We start from the raw sequence: 16,096 nt of genomic DNA on the forward strand, positions 1-16,096 counted from the left end.
TTGTTCATTTACTTGGCGGCTTGTTTGTTCAGGTCGTCAAAGCTGCGCCCTTCGGCCACCAGCTGTTTCAGTAGCGGCGCGGGTTCCCAGAACCAGGCGTCTTCCTTGGCGTAGCTTTCGATGTCGGCCAGCAGTGCAGGCAGCCCTTGCAGGTCGGCCCATTTCATCGGGCCACCCCAGTAGCGCGGGAAGCCGTAGCCAAAGAGCAGGACCATATCCACGTCCAAGGGCCGCTTCGCGATGCCCTCGCCCACGACCTTTGCCGCCTCGTTGACCATGGCGGCCATATAGCGGCGGACGAGCTCTGCGTCGGTAAAGTCACGCGGGGTGATGCCACGCTCGGCGCGTTCGGCGGCGATCAGCTCGGACACTTCGGGGTTCGGCACGCCGCCGCGCGATCCGGCCTCATAGATATAGTAGCCTTTGCCGGTCTTCTGACCAAAGTTGCCCGCTTCGCAGATCTTGTCGGGGTATGTCGGCACGCGTTCGGCAGGGTGGCGCGTCGCCGCCTTGCGCTTGCGTGTGGCCCAGCCGATATCGAGTCCGGCCAGATCGCCCACGGCAAAGGGGCCCATGGCAAAGCCGAAATCCACCAGCGCCTTGTCGATCTGGAACGGCGATGCACCATCAAGCACCATGTGATCGGCGGCGGTGCGGTAGGTTGCCAGAATACGGTTGCCGATAAAGCCGTCGCAGACACCGGCGCGCACGGAAATCTTGTTCAGCGCCTTGCCAAGAGCAAAGCCCGTGGCAACCACATCGGGGGCGGTCTTTTCGGCGACCACCACTTCGAGCAGCTTCATGATATGCGCAGGCGAGAAGAAGTGCAGCCCGATCACATCCGCAGGGCGCGAGGTGCTGGCCGCGATCTCGTCCACATCCAGATAGGACGTGTTGGACGCCAGAATAGCACCGGGCTTGCACACGGCATCAAGCTTGCCGAACACCTCTTTCTTGACACCCATATCCTCGAATACGGCTTCGATCACCAGATCGACCGAGGCGAGGCTGTCATAGTTGATCGACACCTCAAGCGCGGTGTTGGTCATCGCGTCGTATTTCATCTGCGTGATCTTGCCACGCTTAAGCGCGCCGGAAAGATTGCCCGCGATGCGACCGCGCGCGGCCTCTGCCGCGTCTTCCTTCATCTCGATCAGCACGACGTTGAAGCCTGCCAACAGCGCAGCCGTGGCGATGCCTGCGCCCATGGTGCCGCCGCCGATGATGCCGATGGATTGCAACGCGCGGGGTTCGACGCCTTTCAGTTCCGGCAGGTTGCCTACCGCACGCTCGGAGAAGAACGCGTGGATCATGCCCTGACGTTGGTCTGTCTCCATCAACTCCATGAAAATCTTGCGCTCGGCCAGCATGCCTTCGTCAAAGGGCAGTTCCGCCGCGGCCTGAACCGCGCGAACCGCCTGCGCCGGAGAGATTTGCCCCCGCCCCTTTTTCAGCGTCCCGTCATAGGCGGCATCCCAGTCGATCGGCGCGGGTGCGGCCATCTCGCTGACGGGGCGGCGCGGTGCGTTGGTGGCGATCAGGTTCTCGGCATAGGCGACGCCCACATCCTCGGGGTCACCCTCGGTGACCTGATCGACGATGCCAAGGCTTTCGGCTTCGGCCGCTTTGACCTGACGGCCAGAGGTGATCAGATCAAGCGACGGGTCCACGCCGATCAGACGCGGCAAACGCTGGGTCGCACCGGCACCGGGGATCAGGCCCAGATGTACCTCGGGCAGGCCCACTTTGGCCGACGGCTGCGCCACGCGGTAATGCGCCGACAGCGCGATCTCGAGCCCGCCGCCCAAGGACACACCATGCATGGAGGCGACAACGATCAGCGGGGACTCCTCGATCCGTTTGCACACATCCGGCAGGAAAGGTTCCAGCGGCGTTTTGCCAAATTCGGTGATATCCGCACCGGCGATAAAGGCGCGGCCCTCGCCGACGATAACCACGGCCTTGACGCCGTCATCGGCCTCGGCCTGCGCCATACCGGCCACCAGACCTTCACGAACAGCATGGGACAACGCATTGACCGGGGGGTTCTTGATCCGCAGTACGGCCACGTCGCCTTTGCGGGTATATCCAATCTTGTCAGTCATTTAGCATATTCCTTGGTCTAGTCTTGTTTCAGTCCCGGCGGCTGAGCGCGGGGGTGCGCCCGGTGCGCTGTTCAAGCGCACGCACCAGTTCACGCAACGCGGGGCCGACCTCTTGCACGATACGGGAATCGGGCAAATCATGTGGCATGGCCCCGGCGGTAAACGATACCGGTTCGCCGAACTCTTCGGCAAAATAGGGGACACTTACGGCGTTGATCGTACTGGCATATCGTGTGCCCTCCGACGCGTAGGCGAACCCTTGTTCTATCAATTGCGAATATCCCTCCGCCCGGAACCTTCGCATATCCGCTTCGGGCGTCAACTGCTCAAAGCGCTCTTCGCCAAGTGACGCCACGACGGCCATGCCCGACGACGATCCGAACACGGGAATCCGGTGCCCCGGCTCCAGCCAGATGGTCGATGCATTCTGTGGCCGCCATGTGCGCACCAGCATCATTTTCTCGTCGTCGCGCACGGCGACCAGCAATAGCGTGCCCGTTTTATCGGCCAGCTCTTGCATGGCGTCGGACACCAAATCCAGAAAGTTCACCGCCACCGATGCGACAGAGCCAAGCGCGATAGCCGACGGCCCTAGCCGAAAGCGGTCATTGCGCCCGCCGTGGCTGAGGTAGCCCAGTTCGCACAGCGTATAGGTCAGCCGCGACACCGTAGGCTTGGGCAGCCCCGTCCGGTCGGCAATCTGCGCGTGGGTCAGCCCGCTGTCACTGGCGCGAAAGGCCCGCAATACAGCAAGCCCCCGCGCCAGAGTGTTGGCAAACTTCCTGTCTGTGGGGTCCCCACTCATCGCGCCGCCATAGGAATAAGCAGCGAGATCATCGGGAAGGACATGATCAGCACCAGCACGATCACGTCAACGCTGAGGAAGCGCGTGATACCGGCAAAGATCTTGTCGATCGGAGCCTCTTTGCCCACCACATTGGCGATAACAAAGACGTTCAACCCGACAGGCGGCGTGATCAGCCCGATTTCCAGCAGCTTAATCACCACAACACCGAACCAGATCAGGTTCATGTCATAGCTTTCCACCAGCGGGATCATCAGCGGCAGGGTCAGAACCATGATGCCGATGGGATCAAGGAACATGCCAAGCAGCAGATAGATCGCGGCAATCGCCAGCAGCAGGACTACGACGGACAGCTCTGCCTCGGCCACGACGTTCACAATCATCGGGGCAACGTTGGTCAGGGCGATAAAGGCCACAAAGATCTTGGCTCCTGCCGCGATAAAGAAGATCGCCGCGGTCTGGATGCACGTCTCTTTCACCGCGTCCCACAGGCCCTGCAAGGTCAGCTTGCGCTGCGCAAAACCGATCAGCGTCGCTGCGACCACGCAGACAGCCGCCGCTTCGGTCGCCGTAAAGATACCGCCGTAGATACCGCCGATGATCAACACGAACAACATGACCGCAGGCCAGCTTTCAGCCGCCGCCGCAAAGCGTTCCTTGGCGGAGTAGCGTGTCGCTGTCGAAGGGGCGATTTCGGGCGAACGCCAGACCCAGACGGCAATCACGAGGATAAAGCCCGCCAGCGTCAGCAGCCCCGGCAAAACACCCGCGAGGAACAGTGACGAAATCGAGGTCTCGGTGAAGATACCGTAGATGATGAACAGAACAGACGGCGGGATCAGCGACCCCAGCGTGCCCCCTGCCGCGACCGACGCTGTTGCCAGACGCGGGTCATAGCCCATGCGCAGCATCTCGGGCGTACAGATTTTCCCCATGGTCGAGGCACAGGCGATAGAACTGCCGGTAATGGCCGAAAATCCGCCACAGCCCATGACACTTGCCATGGCAACACCGCCGGGCAGACGCGTCAGCCAGACCTTGGCCGCGTGGTAGATCTTGGTCGTGATATCCGCGCGATAGGCAATGTGCCCAAGGGCGACAAACAGCGGTATCATCGATAGATCGTAAGAGTGTATCAGGTCAAAGGAGTTCGAGAACACCATCGACGTTGTGGCACGGATGGCACGTTCGGGCATGAAAGTGCCAGTGCGGAAGGCAAAGATAAAGAAGGTCGCAATCGTCGCGACGCTGGCCAGCGCAAAGGCAATCGGCACACGCAGCGCCAACAGGATCAGAACGGCAGCAAAGGCAATCAGCCCGATGGTCGACGCATCCATTACAGCACCTCTTTTTCGGCAACGAGCTCGATTGTGTGGTTTTCTTCGTCCGAGACGATGCCCCCGGACAGGATGGTCCGCACATCGCGGATCGCCAGTTCCGCCAGACGCAGCCAGCAGGCGGCGATACCGACCACAAACAACAGACGTCCGGGCCATTTGGGCAGGTTCAGGTCACCGTAGAAAAAGCTGCCCTTTTCCCAAACGCTCAGGAATTCGCGGCCGCCGGAATAGATCAGACCGCCCAAGGCGATCATCCCCATGACCGACCCCAGCACAATAAGCCAGGACCGGAGTTTGGGCCCGAACCGGTCGGACACAAAAGCCACACTAACGTGAGCGCGGTTTGCGGTCGCTGCCGCAAGGGGCAGGAGGATGGCCGCAACCATCAGCTCCCGCACCAAAGTGACGCTATCGGGTACGCTAGATGCGAAGACGGCGCGTGCGACCACGTTGGACGTGATCAAGATCCCCAAAAGGATGACCGCAGCCGCGCCCAACCCCAACAGGATTTTCTCAAGTGGTACCAACATGGTCCCTGCTCCTCCCAAAGCTTGTGTTTAGTTGTTGTCAGCTGCCCAAGGGTAACCGTTCTCGTCGCGCTCTTGCGTGTATTTGGCGATCAGCGCCTTGTAGTCTTCCAGCAGTTGCTCGCCCGGCAGACCGGTGCGGTTGGCTGTCTCGACCCACTCAGCCAGATACTTCTCGCCGCCTTCGACCAGCTTGGCGCGCTCTTCCGCGGGCAGTTCGAACACTTCGACGCCTTGCTCTTTCATCGCGGCAATGGCGTTGTCGTTCGCGGTTGTGATCATGCGGCCGAATTCATCGGACAGATCAGCACCGGTTTCCAGCAGCACAGCTTGCTGATCTTCGGACAGCGCATCGAACATGTCTTTGTTCATGAAGATGCCGACGCCGCCAACCTGGCCCCAGTTCAACAGGGTGTAGTTGTCCATGACTTCGGCCTGCTTCAGCGCGGCAACAGCGTAGGAATACCCTTGGCTACAATCGATCAGACCGGTGTCGAGCCCTTGGTACGCGTCATAGATCGACATGTTGACCATGTTCGCGCCTTCGTCACCAAAGACCTTACCGTAGGCCCCTGTGCCGCGTACTTTCTTGCCGGCGATATCTGCAACCGAACGGATCGCGTCGCCCTTACAGCCGATGTTCACCTGACTTGTGGTCCATGTGCCGATGTACACGAGGTTCTTTTCAGCCAGATTTTCGGCAATCGCGGGGTTCGACCGCATCAGCTCGTCCGTGGCGCGCATACCGACCCAGGCGTCCGGGTTGTTTACGGGCAGATCGGCGATGCCATAGGCGGCCATTTCCTGCGGGTAATACACCGCGATCACCGACCCCATATCTGCCACACCGTCACCGATGGACTGTACGGCCGCATTCGCCTTGAACAGCGCGCCGCCCCACTGGATGTCGAGGCGCAGATCGTTTTCCGACCGCTCGGCAACCTGATCGGCGAACCACTGCAACGCATCTGCACGGGCACCGCGATTCGGGCCTGCTTCGCCGTGGATAAGCACGGTTTCAGCACCGGCAACGGAAGCCGCCACAGTCATTGCAGCAGCGAAAGATAGGTTTTTCAAAAAGGACATGTAATTCCCTCCCAAGAATTGTTTTACCATGCGAAACATCGTTTCACTATGTCTCGGGCGCACACTAGGGAGGGGATTTGGAACGTGCAAGCGAAACTTAAAGCGGCGCCGGAATACCGACGCCGCTCACCATTTAACCAATACTTATCAAGTACTTAATTCAGATCATGACTTCTCGCGGCGGTACATGAAGCAGCGTCCCTCCACAGCTTCAGGTGGTAAGGGGATTTCGATCAAATTGTCGAAATACATCCGGTCACTGGACACCATGATGCCCCCGACGGCCAATAACGGCTCGACCAAGGGCGAGATTTCACGCGCGAAAGCATCGTTTTTTGCAAGGTTATGCCCGCCAAGATCCGCGTGAATCAGAGCCGCATTCGCGCCAAAGCGCGTCAGTGCCGCAGGCAGGGTTTCGTGCACATCGCCCAGGATCAGCTGATGGTCCTCGGGCGTGCTATCGGGATTCGATGCAACAGCGCGCTCAAACACAAAGATATCGCGGTCGGGCATCGTTTCACGGATGTGGTGAAAGGTACGGCCATTGCCCAATCCCAGCTCGAACACCGGCCCCGTCATTGTCTGCGTCAGGGCGGCGGCATGGTCGAGACACGCACGCTGTGACACCATACGGTCGATAAAAATGTCCAGGCGGCTCATCGCGGTTCTCCTTCGGGTTGGGTCGTACTGATGCAACATGGGGACGCCGCCGCCCTTTGTGTACCGCTGACGCTTGGTTTTTGCGCTGCCCCCTAGACGCTTGGGTGTTTATCGGCTTCACTCGATAGATAATGATCGCTCTGACCCGCTTGGGATAACAATGGCCCCCCTTCTTGAAGTAAATGATCTGTCGATCGGTTTCGGCAACGGCCCGTCGGTCGTGGACGGCGTCAGCTTTGCGTTGAACGCGGGCGAAACCCTCGCGTTGGTGGGCGAAAGCGGGTCTGGCAAAACGCTGTCCTGCCGGTCGGTTTTGCGACTGCTGCCCGATGCGGCACAGATGCGCGGCGGGTCGATCCGGTTCAACGGGGCCGAGGGTGCCGTCAACCTGCTGTCCCTCCCCGAAAAGAAGATGCGCGCCATTCGGGGGGATCGCATCTCGATGATCTTTCAAGAGCCGATGCGGTCGCTATCGCCGCTGCACCGGCTTGGCGATCAGGTCGCCGAAGTGCTGCGCTTGCACCGCAATATGGGACGAAGGGCGGCCAAACGTGCCGTGATCGAACAGTTTGAGAAGGTCGGCTTTGTCGATCCCCTGCGCGCCTGGAAAAGCTATCCGTTCGAGATGTCCGGCGGGATGCGCCAACGCGCGATGATCGCTATGGCCATGGTCGCCAAGCCCGAGCTGTTGATCGCAGACGAACCGACGACCGCCTTGGATGTGACGACACAGGCGCAGGTGCTCGGGCTGATCCGGTCGCTTCAGGCAGAAACCGGTATGGGTGTGATCCTTGTGACCCATGATCTGGGCGTCGTGGCGAATATGGCGCAGCGTGTCGTGGTGATGAACAAGGGCCGCGTGATGGAACGGGGCGATGCGCAAGAGGTGTTGGGCAGCCCTGCCCACCCCTATACCGCCAAGCTTTTCGCCGCCGCCCCGATGATCCCCGCCGTGGCCGCCCCTGCCCCCGCATCCACGAAGCCCGCAGACGATGTGATCCTTGATCTGCGCGACGTGTCCAAGACCTACACCATGCGGGCGGGCGGCTGGCGCAAGCCGGTGTCCGTCTCCGCCTGCCAGCACGTTGACCTGCAACTGCCCCGTGGCAAGACACTGGCGATTGTTGGCGAAAGCGGATCGGGCAAGACCACCTGCGCCCGCATCGCCATGGGGGCCGAACGTCCCGATGCCGGCGGCGAAGTGCTGTTTCGCCCCGACCCCGCCGCCGCACCGCTGGCCGTGCATGATCTGTCGCCCACTGAACGCACCGCATTCCAACGGCAAGCGCAGATGGTGTTTCAGGACCCGTATTCCTCGCTCAGCCCGCGGATGCGCGTGCAGCAAGCCCTGACCGAACCGATGGAGGTGCACAACATCGGCACCGCCCGCGACCGCCGCGAAAAGGCGGCCGAAATGCTGCGGTGGGTCGGATTGAACCCTGATATGCTTGGCCGTTTCCCGCATGCGTTTTCAGGCGGCCAGCGCCAACGGCTGTCCATTGCCCGCGCGCTGACGCTCGATCCGAAGCTGCTGATCTGCGACGAACCCACCTCGGCGCTGGATGTCTCGGTCCAAGAGCAAATTCTAACCCTGCTCGAAGACATCCGCGACCGCGCCAACCTGAGCTACCTGTTCATCAGCCACGATCTGGCGGTCGTTGCCCGCATCGCGGACGAGGTCGCGGTTATGCGCGCTGGCGTGATCGTCGAACAGGCCCCGCCCGACACGTTGTTCTACAATCCGCAACACCCCTACACCCGCGCCTTGATCGCGGCACAGCCCGAACCCGACATCAGCCGGCCCATCGATCTTGATCTGGTCGCCAAGGGCGCGGGCTCTCCCACGCTCTGGCCCGAACAGTTCCGTTTTGAAGGCCATCACGCCCCCGCCCTGCGCGAGCTTGAGCCCGGCCATAAGGTACGTTGTCATGCGTAAGTTCCTCCTTGCCCTCGCCGCGACCCTCGCCTTCGCGCCCCTTGCCGCGCATAGCGACGGCCCCGTGCTGCAAGAAAGCAGCTTTTGGGCGCAAGAGGTCAACGCCGGCAGCCTGCCCCACGTGCAGGACCGCATCCCGTCAGAGCCGCTGGTCGTCGACCTCGAAGCCAAGGGCCGCAGCTTTGGGCGTCAGGGCGGTACGCTACGCACGTTGATCTCGCGCACCAAGGACGTGCGGCAGATGGTCGTCTACGGCTATGCGCGGCTGGTAGGGTATCAGCCTGACTACACGCTTGCCCCCGATATCCTCGCGGCGGTGGACGTGGAAGAAGGACGCAAATTCACGCTTCACCTGCGCCCCGGTCACCGCTGGTCGGACGGCATGCCCTTTACCTCGGATGATTTCCGTTACTGGTGGGAAAATGTTGCCAACGACCCGGACATCACCCCCAGCGGGCCGCCGGATTTCATGATCGTGGACAACCGCATGGGAAAGGTCACCTTCCCCGATGAACATACGGTCGTGTTCGAATGGCAGATTCCCAATCCGAACTTCCTGCCGCTGTTGGCGCAAGCAAGCCCACCGTTCATCTATCGCCCCGCCCACTACCTGTCGCAGTTCCATAAGAAGTTCGCCGATCCCGATGCGCTGGTCGAAAAGGTCAAAGCCGCGCGGGTCAAAAGCTGGGCCGCGCTGCACAACAAGCGCGACAATATGTACAAGTTCGACAACCCCGCGCTGCCGACCCTGCAGCCGTGGATCAACTCCTCGGACAAGGACAGCTCGCGCAAGCTCTTTGTGCGTAACCCCTATTTCCACCGTATCGACAGCCGGGGCGTGCAGCTGCCCTATATCGATGTGGTGCAGATGACCGTGGTCGGCGGTGGGCTGATCGCGGCCAAGGCCAACGCGGGCGAGGTCGACCTGCAGGCGCGCGGGCTCGATTTCCCCGATGTCGCGATCCTCAAGAAAGGCGAGGCGGACGGCGGCAAATACCGCACCCTGCTTTGGGCCAACGGTGCCGCCAGCCAGATCGCCATCTATCCCAACCTGAATTTCGCCGACCCCGTGTGGCGCGAGGTCATGCGCGACGTGCGTTTTCGCCGCGCCCTGAGCCTCGGCATCGATCGACGCATGATCAACCGCGCGCTCTATTTCGGCCTCGCCAGCGAAGGTGGCATGTCCGCCCTGTCGCAAAGCGCGCTTTACAACGACGACAACACACATGCGTGGTCCATGATGAACCTCGCCCATGCCAACGCGCTGTTGGATGATATGGGTCTGACAGACCGCACCCCCGCAGGGCTCCGCAAGCTTCCCGATGGCCGCCCGATGGAATTCGTGATCGAAACCGCCGGCGAACGCAGCGAGGAAGAAAACGCGCTGGCGATCATCGCGGACACATGGCGTGATCTGGGCATCCGCCTGATCATGCGCCCGCTGGACCGCGATATCCTGCGCAACCGGATCTATGCAGGGCGGACCATGGCCTCGGTCTGGTTCGGCTGGGACAACGGGCTTCCGGGGCCGTCGACCTCTCCGTCCTATCTGGCGCCCACCAATCAGGAATTCTTTGCCTGGCCGATGTGGGGCCAATACTACCAAACAGTTGGACAGGCCGGGTCGCCCCCTGATATGCAGCCCGCGAAACGGCTGATGCTGCTGGCGAATGACTGGAACCACACCGACGACCCACAGGTGCGCGAAGACATCTGGAAGCGGATGCTCGCCATCCACGCCGAACAGCAATTCGCCATCGGCGTGCTGGCCGAGGCCCCGCAACCCGTCGTCGTCTCAAACGATCTGATGAATGTACCGGAGCATGGAATCTGGGCCTTTGATCCCGGCGCACATTTCGGCATTCACCGCATCGACGAATTCTACTTCCAAGACCCCCATGTGCAGGTAAGCCGATGATCTTCCTCCGATACGCCGTGTGGCGTTTCATCACCATGCTACTGACCCTCTGGGTGGTCTCGCTTCTGGTCTTCGTCATCATCAACCTGCCACCCGGCGACTATCTGTCGAACCAGATCGCCGAGTTGCGCGCCACGGGTCAGGCCGAAGGCGTCGCCAAGGCCGAGTTTCTGCGCCACGAATACGCGCTGGATGAACCGATCTGGAAGCAATACCTGATCTGGGTCGGCATGGTGCCGGGGCCGCAGGGGTTTGCCGGGTTGATCCAAGGCAATTTCGGCTGGTCGTTCGAGTTTGACCGCCCCGTGGGCGAAATCGTCGGCGATGCGCTATGGATGACGGTGCTGGTCAATCTCGCCGCCGTATTATTCGTTTATCTTATTGCCTTGCCGCTTGGCGTGCTTGCCGCCGCCAAATCTGAGACTTGGGTCGATTATACCGCCGGCTTTCTGGGCTACCTCGGGCTCGCGACACCGAACTTCCTGCTGGCACTGATCCTGTTTTACTATGGGCATAAATACTTTGACCTGCCGATTGGCGGGCTTATGGCCCCCGAGCTTGAGGGCCAGCCCATGTCATGGGAGAAAGTACGCTCCGTCCTGCTGCACCTGATCGTCCCGACCTTTGTGATCGGCACCGCCGGAGCCGCCGCGATGATGCAGCGGTTGCGGGCGAATATGCTCGACGAGCTTGATAAACCCTATGTGGAAACCGCCAAGGCCAAGGGGATGGGCCCCGCACGACTGCTGTCGAAATACCCGCTGCGCGTGGCTTTCAACCCCTTTGTCGCAGATATCGGGAACCTGCTGCCAGCAATGGTGTCGGGCTCTGTGCTGGTATCGGTGGTGCTTGGCCTGCAAACCATCGGGCCCTATCTGCTGGTGGCTCTGAAGTCCCAAGACCAGTTCCTCTCGGCGTTCATCCTGATGTTCGTGGCCCTGCTGACGCTGATCGGCACGATGATCTCTGACATGCTGCTGGTCCTGCTTGATCCGCGCATCCGTTACGGGGCACGCAGCTCATGAGCATCCAGCCGGACAACCGCTTTGTCGACACCACCCCCTGGACCGACGACGCCGATCTTTCCGCGCCTGAGCGGGCCGAGATGGACGCCTCTGTCGCGCGGCTCATGTGGCGCAAGTTCCGGCGGCACAAGCTGGCGCTGGTATCCGGGCTGTTTCTGGCCTTCTGCTATCTGATCCTGCCAGTGGCGGGGTTCATCGCGCCCTACACACCAAACGAGCGCAACGCCGAACACATCTACGCGCCCCCCCAAAGCATCAACCTTTGGCACGAGGGCAGTTTCATCGGCCCCTTTGTCTACGAGACGACGGGCACTGCGGATCTGGTGAATTTCCGCTGGGTCTACGACACCGATACCAGCAACCCGCGCAAGATTGAGTATTTTTGTAAGGGTGAAACCTACCACCTCTTTGCTGTCATCCCCAGCGACACCCACCTGTTCTGCGCGCCTGACGGGGCGACGGTGTTTCTCTGGGGATCGGATAGGTTGGGGCGCGATGTGTTCAGCCGCATCCTCTATGGCGCGCAGCTGTCCTTGACGGTGGGGCTGATCGGCATCACGGTCAGCTTTGTGCTGGGGATCTTCTTTGGATCGCTGGCCGGCTACTTCGGCGGCAAGACCGACTGGCTGGTCAACCGCGCGATCGAGATTTTGCGGTCCTTGCCAGAGCTCCCGCTCTGGCTGGCACTTTCGGCGGCGGTGCCGTCGAACTGGGGGCCCGTGTCGGTGTTCTTTATCATCTCGATCATCCTCGGCATTCTGGACTGGCCCGGCCTGGCGCGGGCGGTGCGGTCAAAATTCCTGAGCCTGCGTGAAGAGGAATACGTCAAAGCGGCCGAGATGATGGGCGCGTCGCCCGCACGGGTGATCCGCAAACACCTATTGCCGAATTTCATGTCGCATCTGATCGCCAGCGCGACCCTGTCGATCCCGGCGATGATCCTTGGGGAAACCGCGCTTAGTTTCCTCGGGTTGGGCCTACGCGCGCCCGCCGTCAGCTGGGGCGTCATGCTGAATGACGCGCAAAATCTGGCGAGCATCGAGATCTACTGGTGGACCGCCATTCCCATGCTGCCGATCATCGTCGTGGTGCTGGCGTTCAACTTCCTGGGCGATGGTCTGCGCGCAAGTCTTGATCCGTATAAATCCTGACCCGCTGGGGCCTTCAGTTCCAAATGGTCTAAATCCCGGGGGGTGCGGGGGGCTGGCTCCCCGCTGCGCCGGATCAGTACCAGTCGCCCATTTTGACTTCGATCCCCTCGCCGACCATGGCGGCAAAGGCGGCGGGGTCTTGCGTGCCGTCGTCGCGCCCACGGTAATGGTAGGGGTAGACAAAGGAGGGTTTGAACGTCGACACCGCAGCCGCGGCCGAGGTCGCGTCCATGGTAAACGGCAGGTTCATACAGACAAACGCCAGATCGATATCCTCTAGCGCCAGCATCTCCGGCGTCGCTTCGGTATCGCCCGAGATATACACGCGGAAATCGCTGAGGTTCACGATATAGCCGTTGTCACGCCCCTGCGGGTGGAACTGCTTGCGTTCTTCGGTGGTGTTATAGGCGGGGATCGCCTCGATCGAGACCTCGTTGAACATCGCCTGCTCGCCATTGGCCAGTGCATTCGCCTTGGCCTTCAACGCCTCGGGCAGCATGTCGTAGACCGCAGGATTGGTAAGGATCTGCGTGTTTTCGCCCACCACACCGGCCAGTGTTTCGGCGTTATAGTGATCGCCGTGCTCGTGGGTGATCAGGATCAGATCGGGGGTGGCGAAATCGCTGTAGTTGGCGACCTCGCCCACGGGATCGCAGTAGATCACGCCGGCTGGCGTCTCCATCACAAAGGACGCGTGGTCGATGGGGTGCACTTTGACCTCGCCGCCGGTCATGGGGAACATATTACCGCCGTGCGCCGCGGCTTGCGCGGCATAAGGCAGTAGCGTCACAACCCCGGCGGTGGCGGCGGTGGTCGTCAGGAATTGGCGTCTGGACTGTTTCATGGGAATTCTCCTGTTGCAGGTGAAGATGATGCTAGCGCCCGCCGCCGCCGTTTCAATGTCACAACTGCGCGAGACGCGGCTATCGGTCGTCGCCGCCCGGTTCCGGGCCGGTTTGTGCCTCTTCTTCCAGCGATGCCTGCGCCGCTGCGGTCACCGCATCGCGTTCCTCGTCGCTCAGGTCTTTGACCTTGCCGTCGGCCAGACGCACAGTGACCTCCCGATGGGCAAAACGGATTCCTTCGCGCTCGAACAAGGCTCGGATTTCTTCATAGACCTTCTTGCGCACCAGCCATTGATCCCCCGGTTTGGTCATGAACTTGACCCGGATGATCATCGCGGAATCCTGCATTTCAATCACGCCCTGCGATTTCAGCGGCTGGATAAAGTTGTCGCCGATCACCGGATCATCCAGCAGCGCGATGCCAAGTTTTTTGATTAGCTTGCGAACGCGTTCGACATCGGTGTCATAGGTCACCCGCAACGGCAACTTCATGATCACCCAGTCGCGGCTGTAGTTGGTCATCACCTGCAGCTCGCCAAAGGGAATAGTGTGCAGCGCGCCCAGATGGTGGCGCAGCTGGAACGACCGGACCGAGATTTTCTCGACCGTGCCCTTCACGCCGCCCACATCAAGGTATTCCCCCTTGCGGAAGGCATCGTCGAACAGAAAGAACGCGCCGGCAAAGATATCGCGCACCAGCGCCTGACTGCCAAAGCCGACGGCAACACCGACGATCCCCGCACCGGCGAACAGCGGGCCGACATTGATCCCGAATTCCATCAACACGATGAGGGCGATGGTCACGATCAGAACGATCAGGACAAAGTTGCGAAACAGCGGCAGCAGCGTTGCCAATCGGCTGGCAGAGGACGCGCCGCTGCCTTCGTCGCCCAGTTCCGCCTCGGGCTGGTCGGCGGTTTCGGCCTCGATCTTGCTGTCGATCCAGATGCGGAAGGCGTGATAGACGACGTAGCCGATAAACAGGATCACCATCACGTCCAGCAGCTTGTCCGCGTGGCTTTCGACCATCAACGTTGCCTCTGTGTCCCAGATATAGAAGAACGCATAGGCCCCCGTAACAAAGGCGAGGATACCGGCCACGCGCCGCGCCAGACCTTCAAAGCTGGTGAGACTTTGGCGTGGCACCATTGCGGCCTGTCTGTCAGCCGCGTCCAGCGACATGGTATCATCCGCTTGCGCAGTGCCGGCGGCCTCGGGCGCATCCTCGTCCAGGGCGGCATCAGCGCGCTTCTCGCGGCGCAGCTCGTTCAGGCGGCGCATCATGCGCGCGCGGGCAAAGCCGCGTTCAATAGCATAGTTGATCACACCGTAGACCACGATGATCGACACCAGAATACCATAGGCCCCCGCGATCAGAGGCACGGAGCTTGGGTTCTCGAGCACCAGATCATAGGTCAGTTCGAACCAGGCAAAAATCGCATAGGCCACCACCAGCGGTGCCCAGGCCCGCGACATAAAACGCCCCACAGCGCTGCATTCCGACGCGGGCTTGCCCTGCCGCAGCGCGTTTGAAATGGGGCGGCGGTTGACCCAGATCATCAGAATATTCGCCACGACGATCGCCGCCGACATCAGGGAGGCGATGAAAGCATAGACATCATAATTCAGCCCCAGTTCAGCGATCCAGATACCGAACAGGATCGCGACGGTATCAAGGCTTGCCATCATCCACAGCCAGCGGTGCAGGCGTTTGGCATCGCGGTCGCTGAACACAGGGATGCGGTATTGCGACAGGAAGGGCGACAGGATCATCCGCCACAGGCCCGCGGCCACGCGACAGACGAAATAGCCGATGTTGATCAGCGTGACAGTGAACTGGATCGCCGTGTCTTCAAGCGGTCCAAACAGCAGCGCGCCCAGAATATAGGCCACCACCATCGACACCAGAACGCCGATGACCCCCATGAAGAACCGAAACACCAGAAACGGCATCTTTTCGGTATAGCCAACGGGGTTCGCCTGCACTTTGGCGGTGACGAAGCCGCGTGCCATTCGCTTGCCGAACAGCTCTACCTCGACCACGGCCCCGACGGCAAACAGCGCGAGCGCCACCAGCAGCGTCTCACCAAAGGCCCAAAGCGTGCCGTCCGGGCTGGCGGCCCGCAGGATATAGATCACCTCGTTGATCGCGTCGGGCAACTGAACGATGCGTTCGATCAAGGCAGTGCGGAACTGGTTGCCCCGTTCTTGCAGGTGCATCAGCGCAGAGGTTTCCTTGGCCAGCGCCGCCTCTTGCTGGTCGCCCTCGGCCGGTTGGGCAGATGCGGGCTGGTTCAACAACTGGCCCGCGCTATCGACCACCACCACGCTCACCCCGCTTTCAGCGGCTTGTCTGATGACCTCTTGCAGTCGCGCGGCATCGCCTTCTGCATCGCTGACGGCAGTTTCCTGCGCTGTTGGCAAAAGGGACAGAACTCCTTGCGCCGTCGCGGCGTTGGCAAAGGGCAAGACCCACAGCGACAAAAGAAGGGTGAAGATGAAATGCCGCATATGTCCTCGCTCATGGCCTTGGGGAGCAGTCTTGAGACGCTAAGGCGCCCCCCGTGCCATTGCAATCTTTACCCCCCGGCCCCACCTACTCCCCCTGACGATGAACCGCGAAGGACGCCGAATATGACACGCGCCGCATCTTCCCACGGGCTTGTCCCGTTCAAACGCCAGTTTTCGCAGCCTATTG

At 61.0% G+C, this 16,096-nt stretch carries 12 protein-coding genes; 4 read left to right on the forward strand and 8 right to left on the reverse strand.

Annotated features, from left to right (window positions below; all coding sequences use genetic code 11):
- Window positions 1-8: 8 nt before the first annotated feature.
- From IV89_RS13145 to IV89_RS13170, 6 genes are all read right to left on the reverse strand, one after another.
- Complete coding sequence (locus tag IV89_RS13145) at window positions 9-2,105, reverse strand: FAD-dependent oxidoreductase (protein WP_037943572.1); 2,097 nt, start codon at window positions 2,103-2,105, stop codon at window positions 9-11.
- A 28-nt stretch (window positions 2,106-2,133) separates the two neighbouring features.
- Window positions 2,134-2,910: a helix-turn-helix domain-containing protein gene (locus tag IV89_RS13150; RefSeq protein WP_037943569.1), complete on the reverse strand. Its 777-nt coding sequence runs from the start codon at window positions 2,908-2,910 to the stop codon at window positions 2,134-2,136.
- Window positions 2,907-4,247, reverse strand: a complete 1,341-nt coding sequence (locus IV89_RS13155) for a TRAP transporter large permease (RefSeq protein WP_005851928.1) — start codon at window positions 4,245-4,247, stop codon at window positions 2,907-2,909. Before IV89_RS13155 ends, IV89_RS13150 begins: the two co-directional genes overlap by 4 nt.
- Complete coding sequence (locus IV89_RS13160) at window positions 4,247-4,780, reverse strand: TRAP transporter small permease (RefSeq protein ID WP_005851926.1); 534 nt, start codon at window positions 4,778-4,780, stop codon at window positions 4,247-4,249. Before IV89_RS13160 ends, IV89_RS13155 begins: the two co-directional genes overlap by 1 nt.
- Window positions 4,781-4,807: 27 nt before the next feature.
- The gene (locus tag IV89_RS13165) at window positions 4,808-5,863 is read right to left on the reverse strand and encodes a C4-dicarboxylate TRAP transporter substrate-binding protein (RefSeq protein ID WP_037943567.1); all 1,056 of its coding nucleotides are present in this window, start codon (window positions 5,861-5,863) and stop codon (window positions 4,808-4,810) included.
- Window positions 5,864-6,028: 165 nt separating this feature from the next.
- Complete coding sequence (locus IV89_RS13170; RefSeq protein WP_037943565.1) at window positions 6,029-6,523, reverse strand: class I SAM-dependent methyltransferase; 495 nt, start codon at window positions 6,521-6,523, stop codon at window positions 6,029-6,031.
- A gap of 160 nt (window positions 6,524-6,683) precedes the next feature.
- Here IV89_RS13170 and IV89_RS13175 point away from each other — a divergent pair, with 160 nt between their 5' ends.
- Genes IV89_RS13175 through IV89_RS13190 form a run of 4 tightly spaced genes read left to right on the forward strand, consistent with a single transcriptional unit; the run spans window position 6,684 to window position 12,553 of the window.
- The gene (locus IV89_RS13175) at window positions 6,684-8,459 is read left to right on the forward strand and encodes an ABC transporter ATP-binding protein (protein ID WP_037943563.1); all 1,776 of its coding nucleotides are present in this window, start codon (window positions 6,684-6,686) and stop codon (window positions 8,457-8,459) included.
- Window positions 8,452-10,377, forward strand: a complete 1,926-nt coding sequence (locus IV89_RS13180) for an ABC transporter substrate-binding protein (RefSeq protein ID WP_037943561.1) — start codon at window positions 8,452-8,454, stop codon at window positions 10,375-10,377. Before IV89_RS13175 ends, IV89_RS13180 begins: the two co-directional genes overlap by 8 nt.
- Entirely contained in the window at window positions 10,374-11,402 is a 1,029-nt protein-coding gene (locus IV89_RS13185; RefSeq protein WP_037943559.1) for an ABC transporter permease, read from the forward strand. The genes IV89_RS13180 and IV89_RS13185 overlap by 4 nt, the downstream gene beginning before the upstream one ends.
- Entirely contained in the window at window positions 11,399-12,553 is a 1,155-nt protein-coding gene (locus tag IV89_RS13190) for an ABC transporter permease (protein ID WP_037943557.1), read from the forward strand. The genes IV89_RS13185 and IV89_RS13190 overlap by 4 nt, the downstream gene beginning before the upstream one ends.
- A gap of 73 nt (window positions 12,554-12,626) precedes the next feature.
- Here IV89_RS13190 and IV89_RS13195 read toward each other — a convergent pair whose 3' ends face one another.
- Together IV89_RS13195 and IV89_RS13200 are read right to left on the reverse strand one after the other, a co-directional pair.
- Window positions 12,627-13,397 (reverse strand): MBL fold metallo-hydrolase, encoded by a 771-nt coding sequence (locus tag IV89_RS13195; RefSeq protein ID WP_037943556.1) that lies wholly within the window; start codon window positions 13,395-13,397, stop codon window positions 12,627-12,629.
- Window positions 13,398-13,476: 79 nt separating this feature from the next.
- Window positions 13,477-15,909, reverse strand: coding sequence for a mechanosensitive ion channel family protein (locus IV89_RS13200; RefSeq protein ID WP_037943555.1), 2,433 nt, complete (start codon window positions 15,907-15,909; stop codon window positions 13,477-13,479).
- Between the last annotated feature and the right edge of the window lie 187 nt (window positions 15,910-16,096).

Source organism: Sulfitobacter sp. CB2047 (genome assembly GCF_000735125.2).
GTDB lineage: Bacteria > Pseudomonadota > Alphaproteobacteria > Rhodobacterales > Rhodobacteraceae > Sulfitobacter > Sulfitobacter pontiacus.

Coding starts and splice junctions, on each gene's coding strand:
- IV89_RS13145 (WP_037943572.1), bottom strand. CDS start 2,105: ATGACTGACAAGATTGGATATACCCGCAAAGGCGACGTGGCCGTACTG.
- IV89_RS13150 (WP_037943569.1), bottom strand. CDS start 2,910: ATGAGTGGGGACCCCACAGACAGGAAGTTTGCCAACACTCTGGCGCGG.
- IV89_RS13155 (WP_005851928.1), bottom strand. CDS start 4,247: ATGGATGCGTCGACCATCGGGCTGATTGCCTTTGCTGCCGTTCTGATC.
- IV89_RS13160 (WP_005851926.1), bottom strand. CDS start 4,780: ATGTTGGTACCACTTGAGAAAATCCTGTTGGGGTTGGGCGCGGCTGCG.
- IV89_RS13165 (WP_037943567.1), bottom strand. CDS start 5,863: ATGTCCTTTTTGAAAAACCTATCTTTCGCTGCTGCAATGACTGTGGCG.
- IV89_RS13170 (WP_037943565.1), bottom strand. CDS start 6,523: ATGAGCCGCCTGGACATTTTTATCGACCGTATGGTGTCACAGCGTGCG.
- IV89_RS13175 (WP_037943563.1), top strand. CDS start 6,684: ATGGCCCCCCTTCTTGAAGTAAATGATCTGTCGATCGGTTTCGGCAAC.
- IV89_RS13180 (WP_037943561.1), top strand. CDS start 8,452: ATGCGTAAGTTCCTCCTTGCCCTCGCCGCGACCCTCGCCTTCGCGCCC.
- IV89_RS13185 (WP_037943559.1), top strand. CDS start 10,374: ATGATCTTCCTCCGATACGCCGTGTGGCGTTTCATCACCATGCTACTG.
- IV89_RS13190 (WP_037943557.1), top strand. CDS start 11,399: ATGAGCATCCAGCCGGACAACCGCTTTGTCGACACCACCCCCTGGACC.
- IV89_RS13195 (WP_037943556.1), bottom strand. CDS start 13,397: ATGAAACAGTCCAGACGCCAATTCCTGACGACCACCGCCGCCACCGCC.
- IV89_RS13200 (WP_037943555.1), bottom strand. CDS start 15,909: ATGCGGCATTTCATCTTCACCCTTCTTTTGTCGCTGTGGGTCTTGCCC.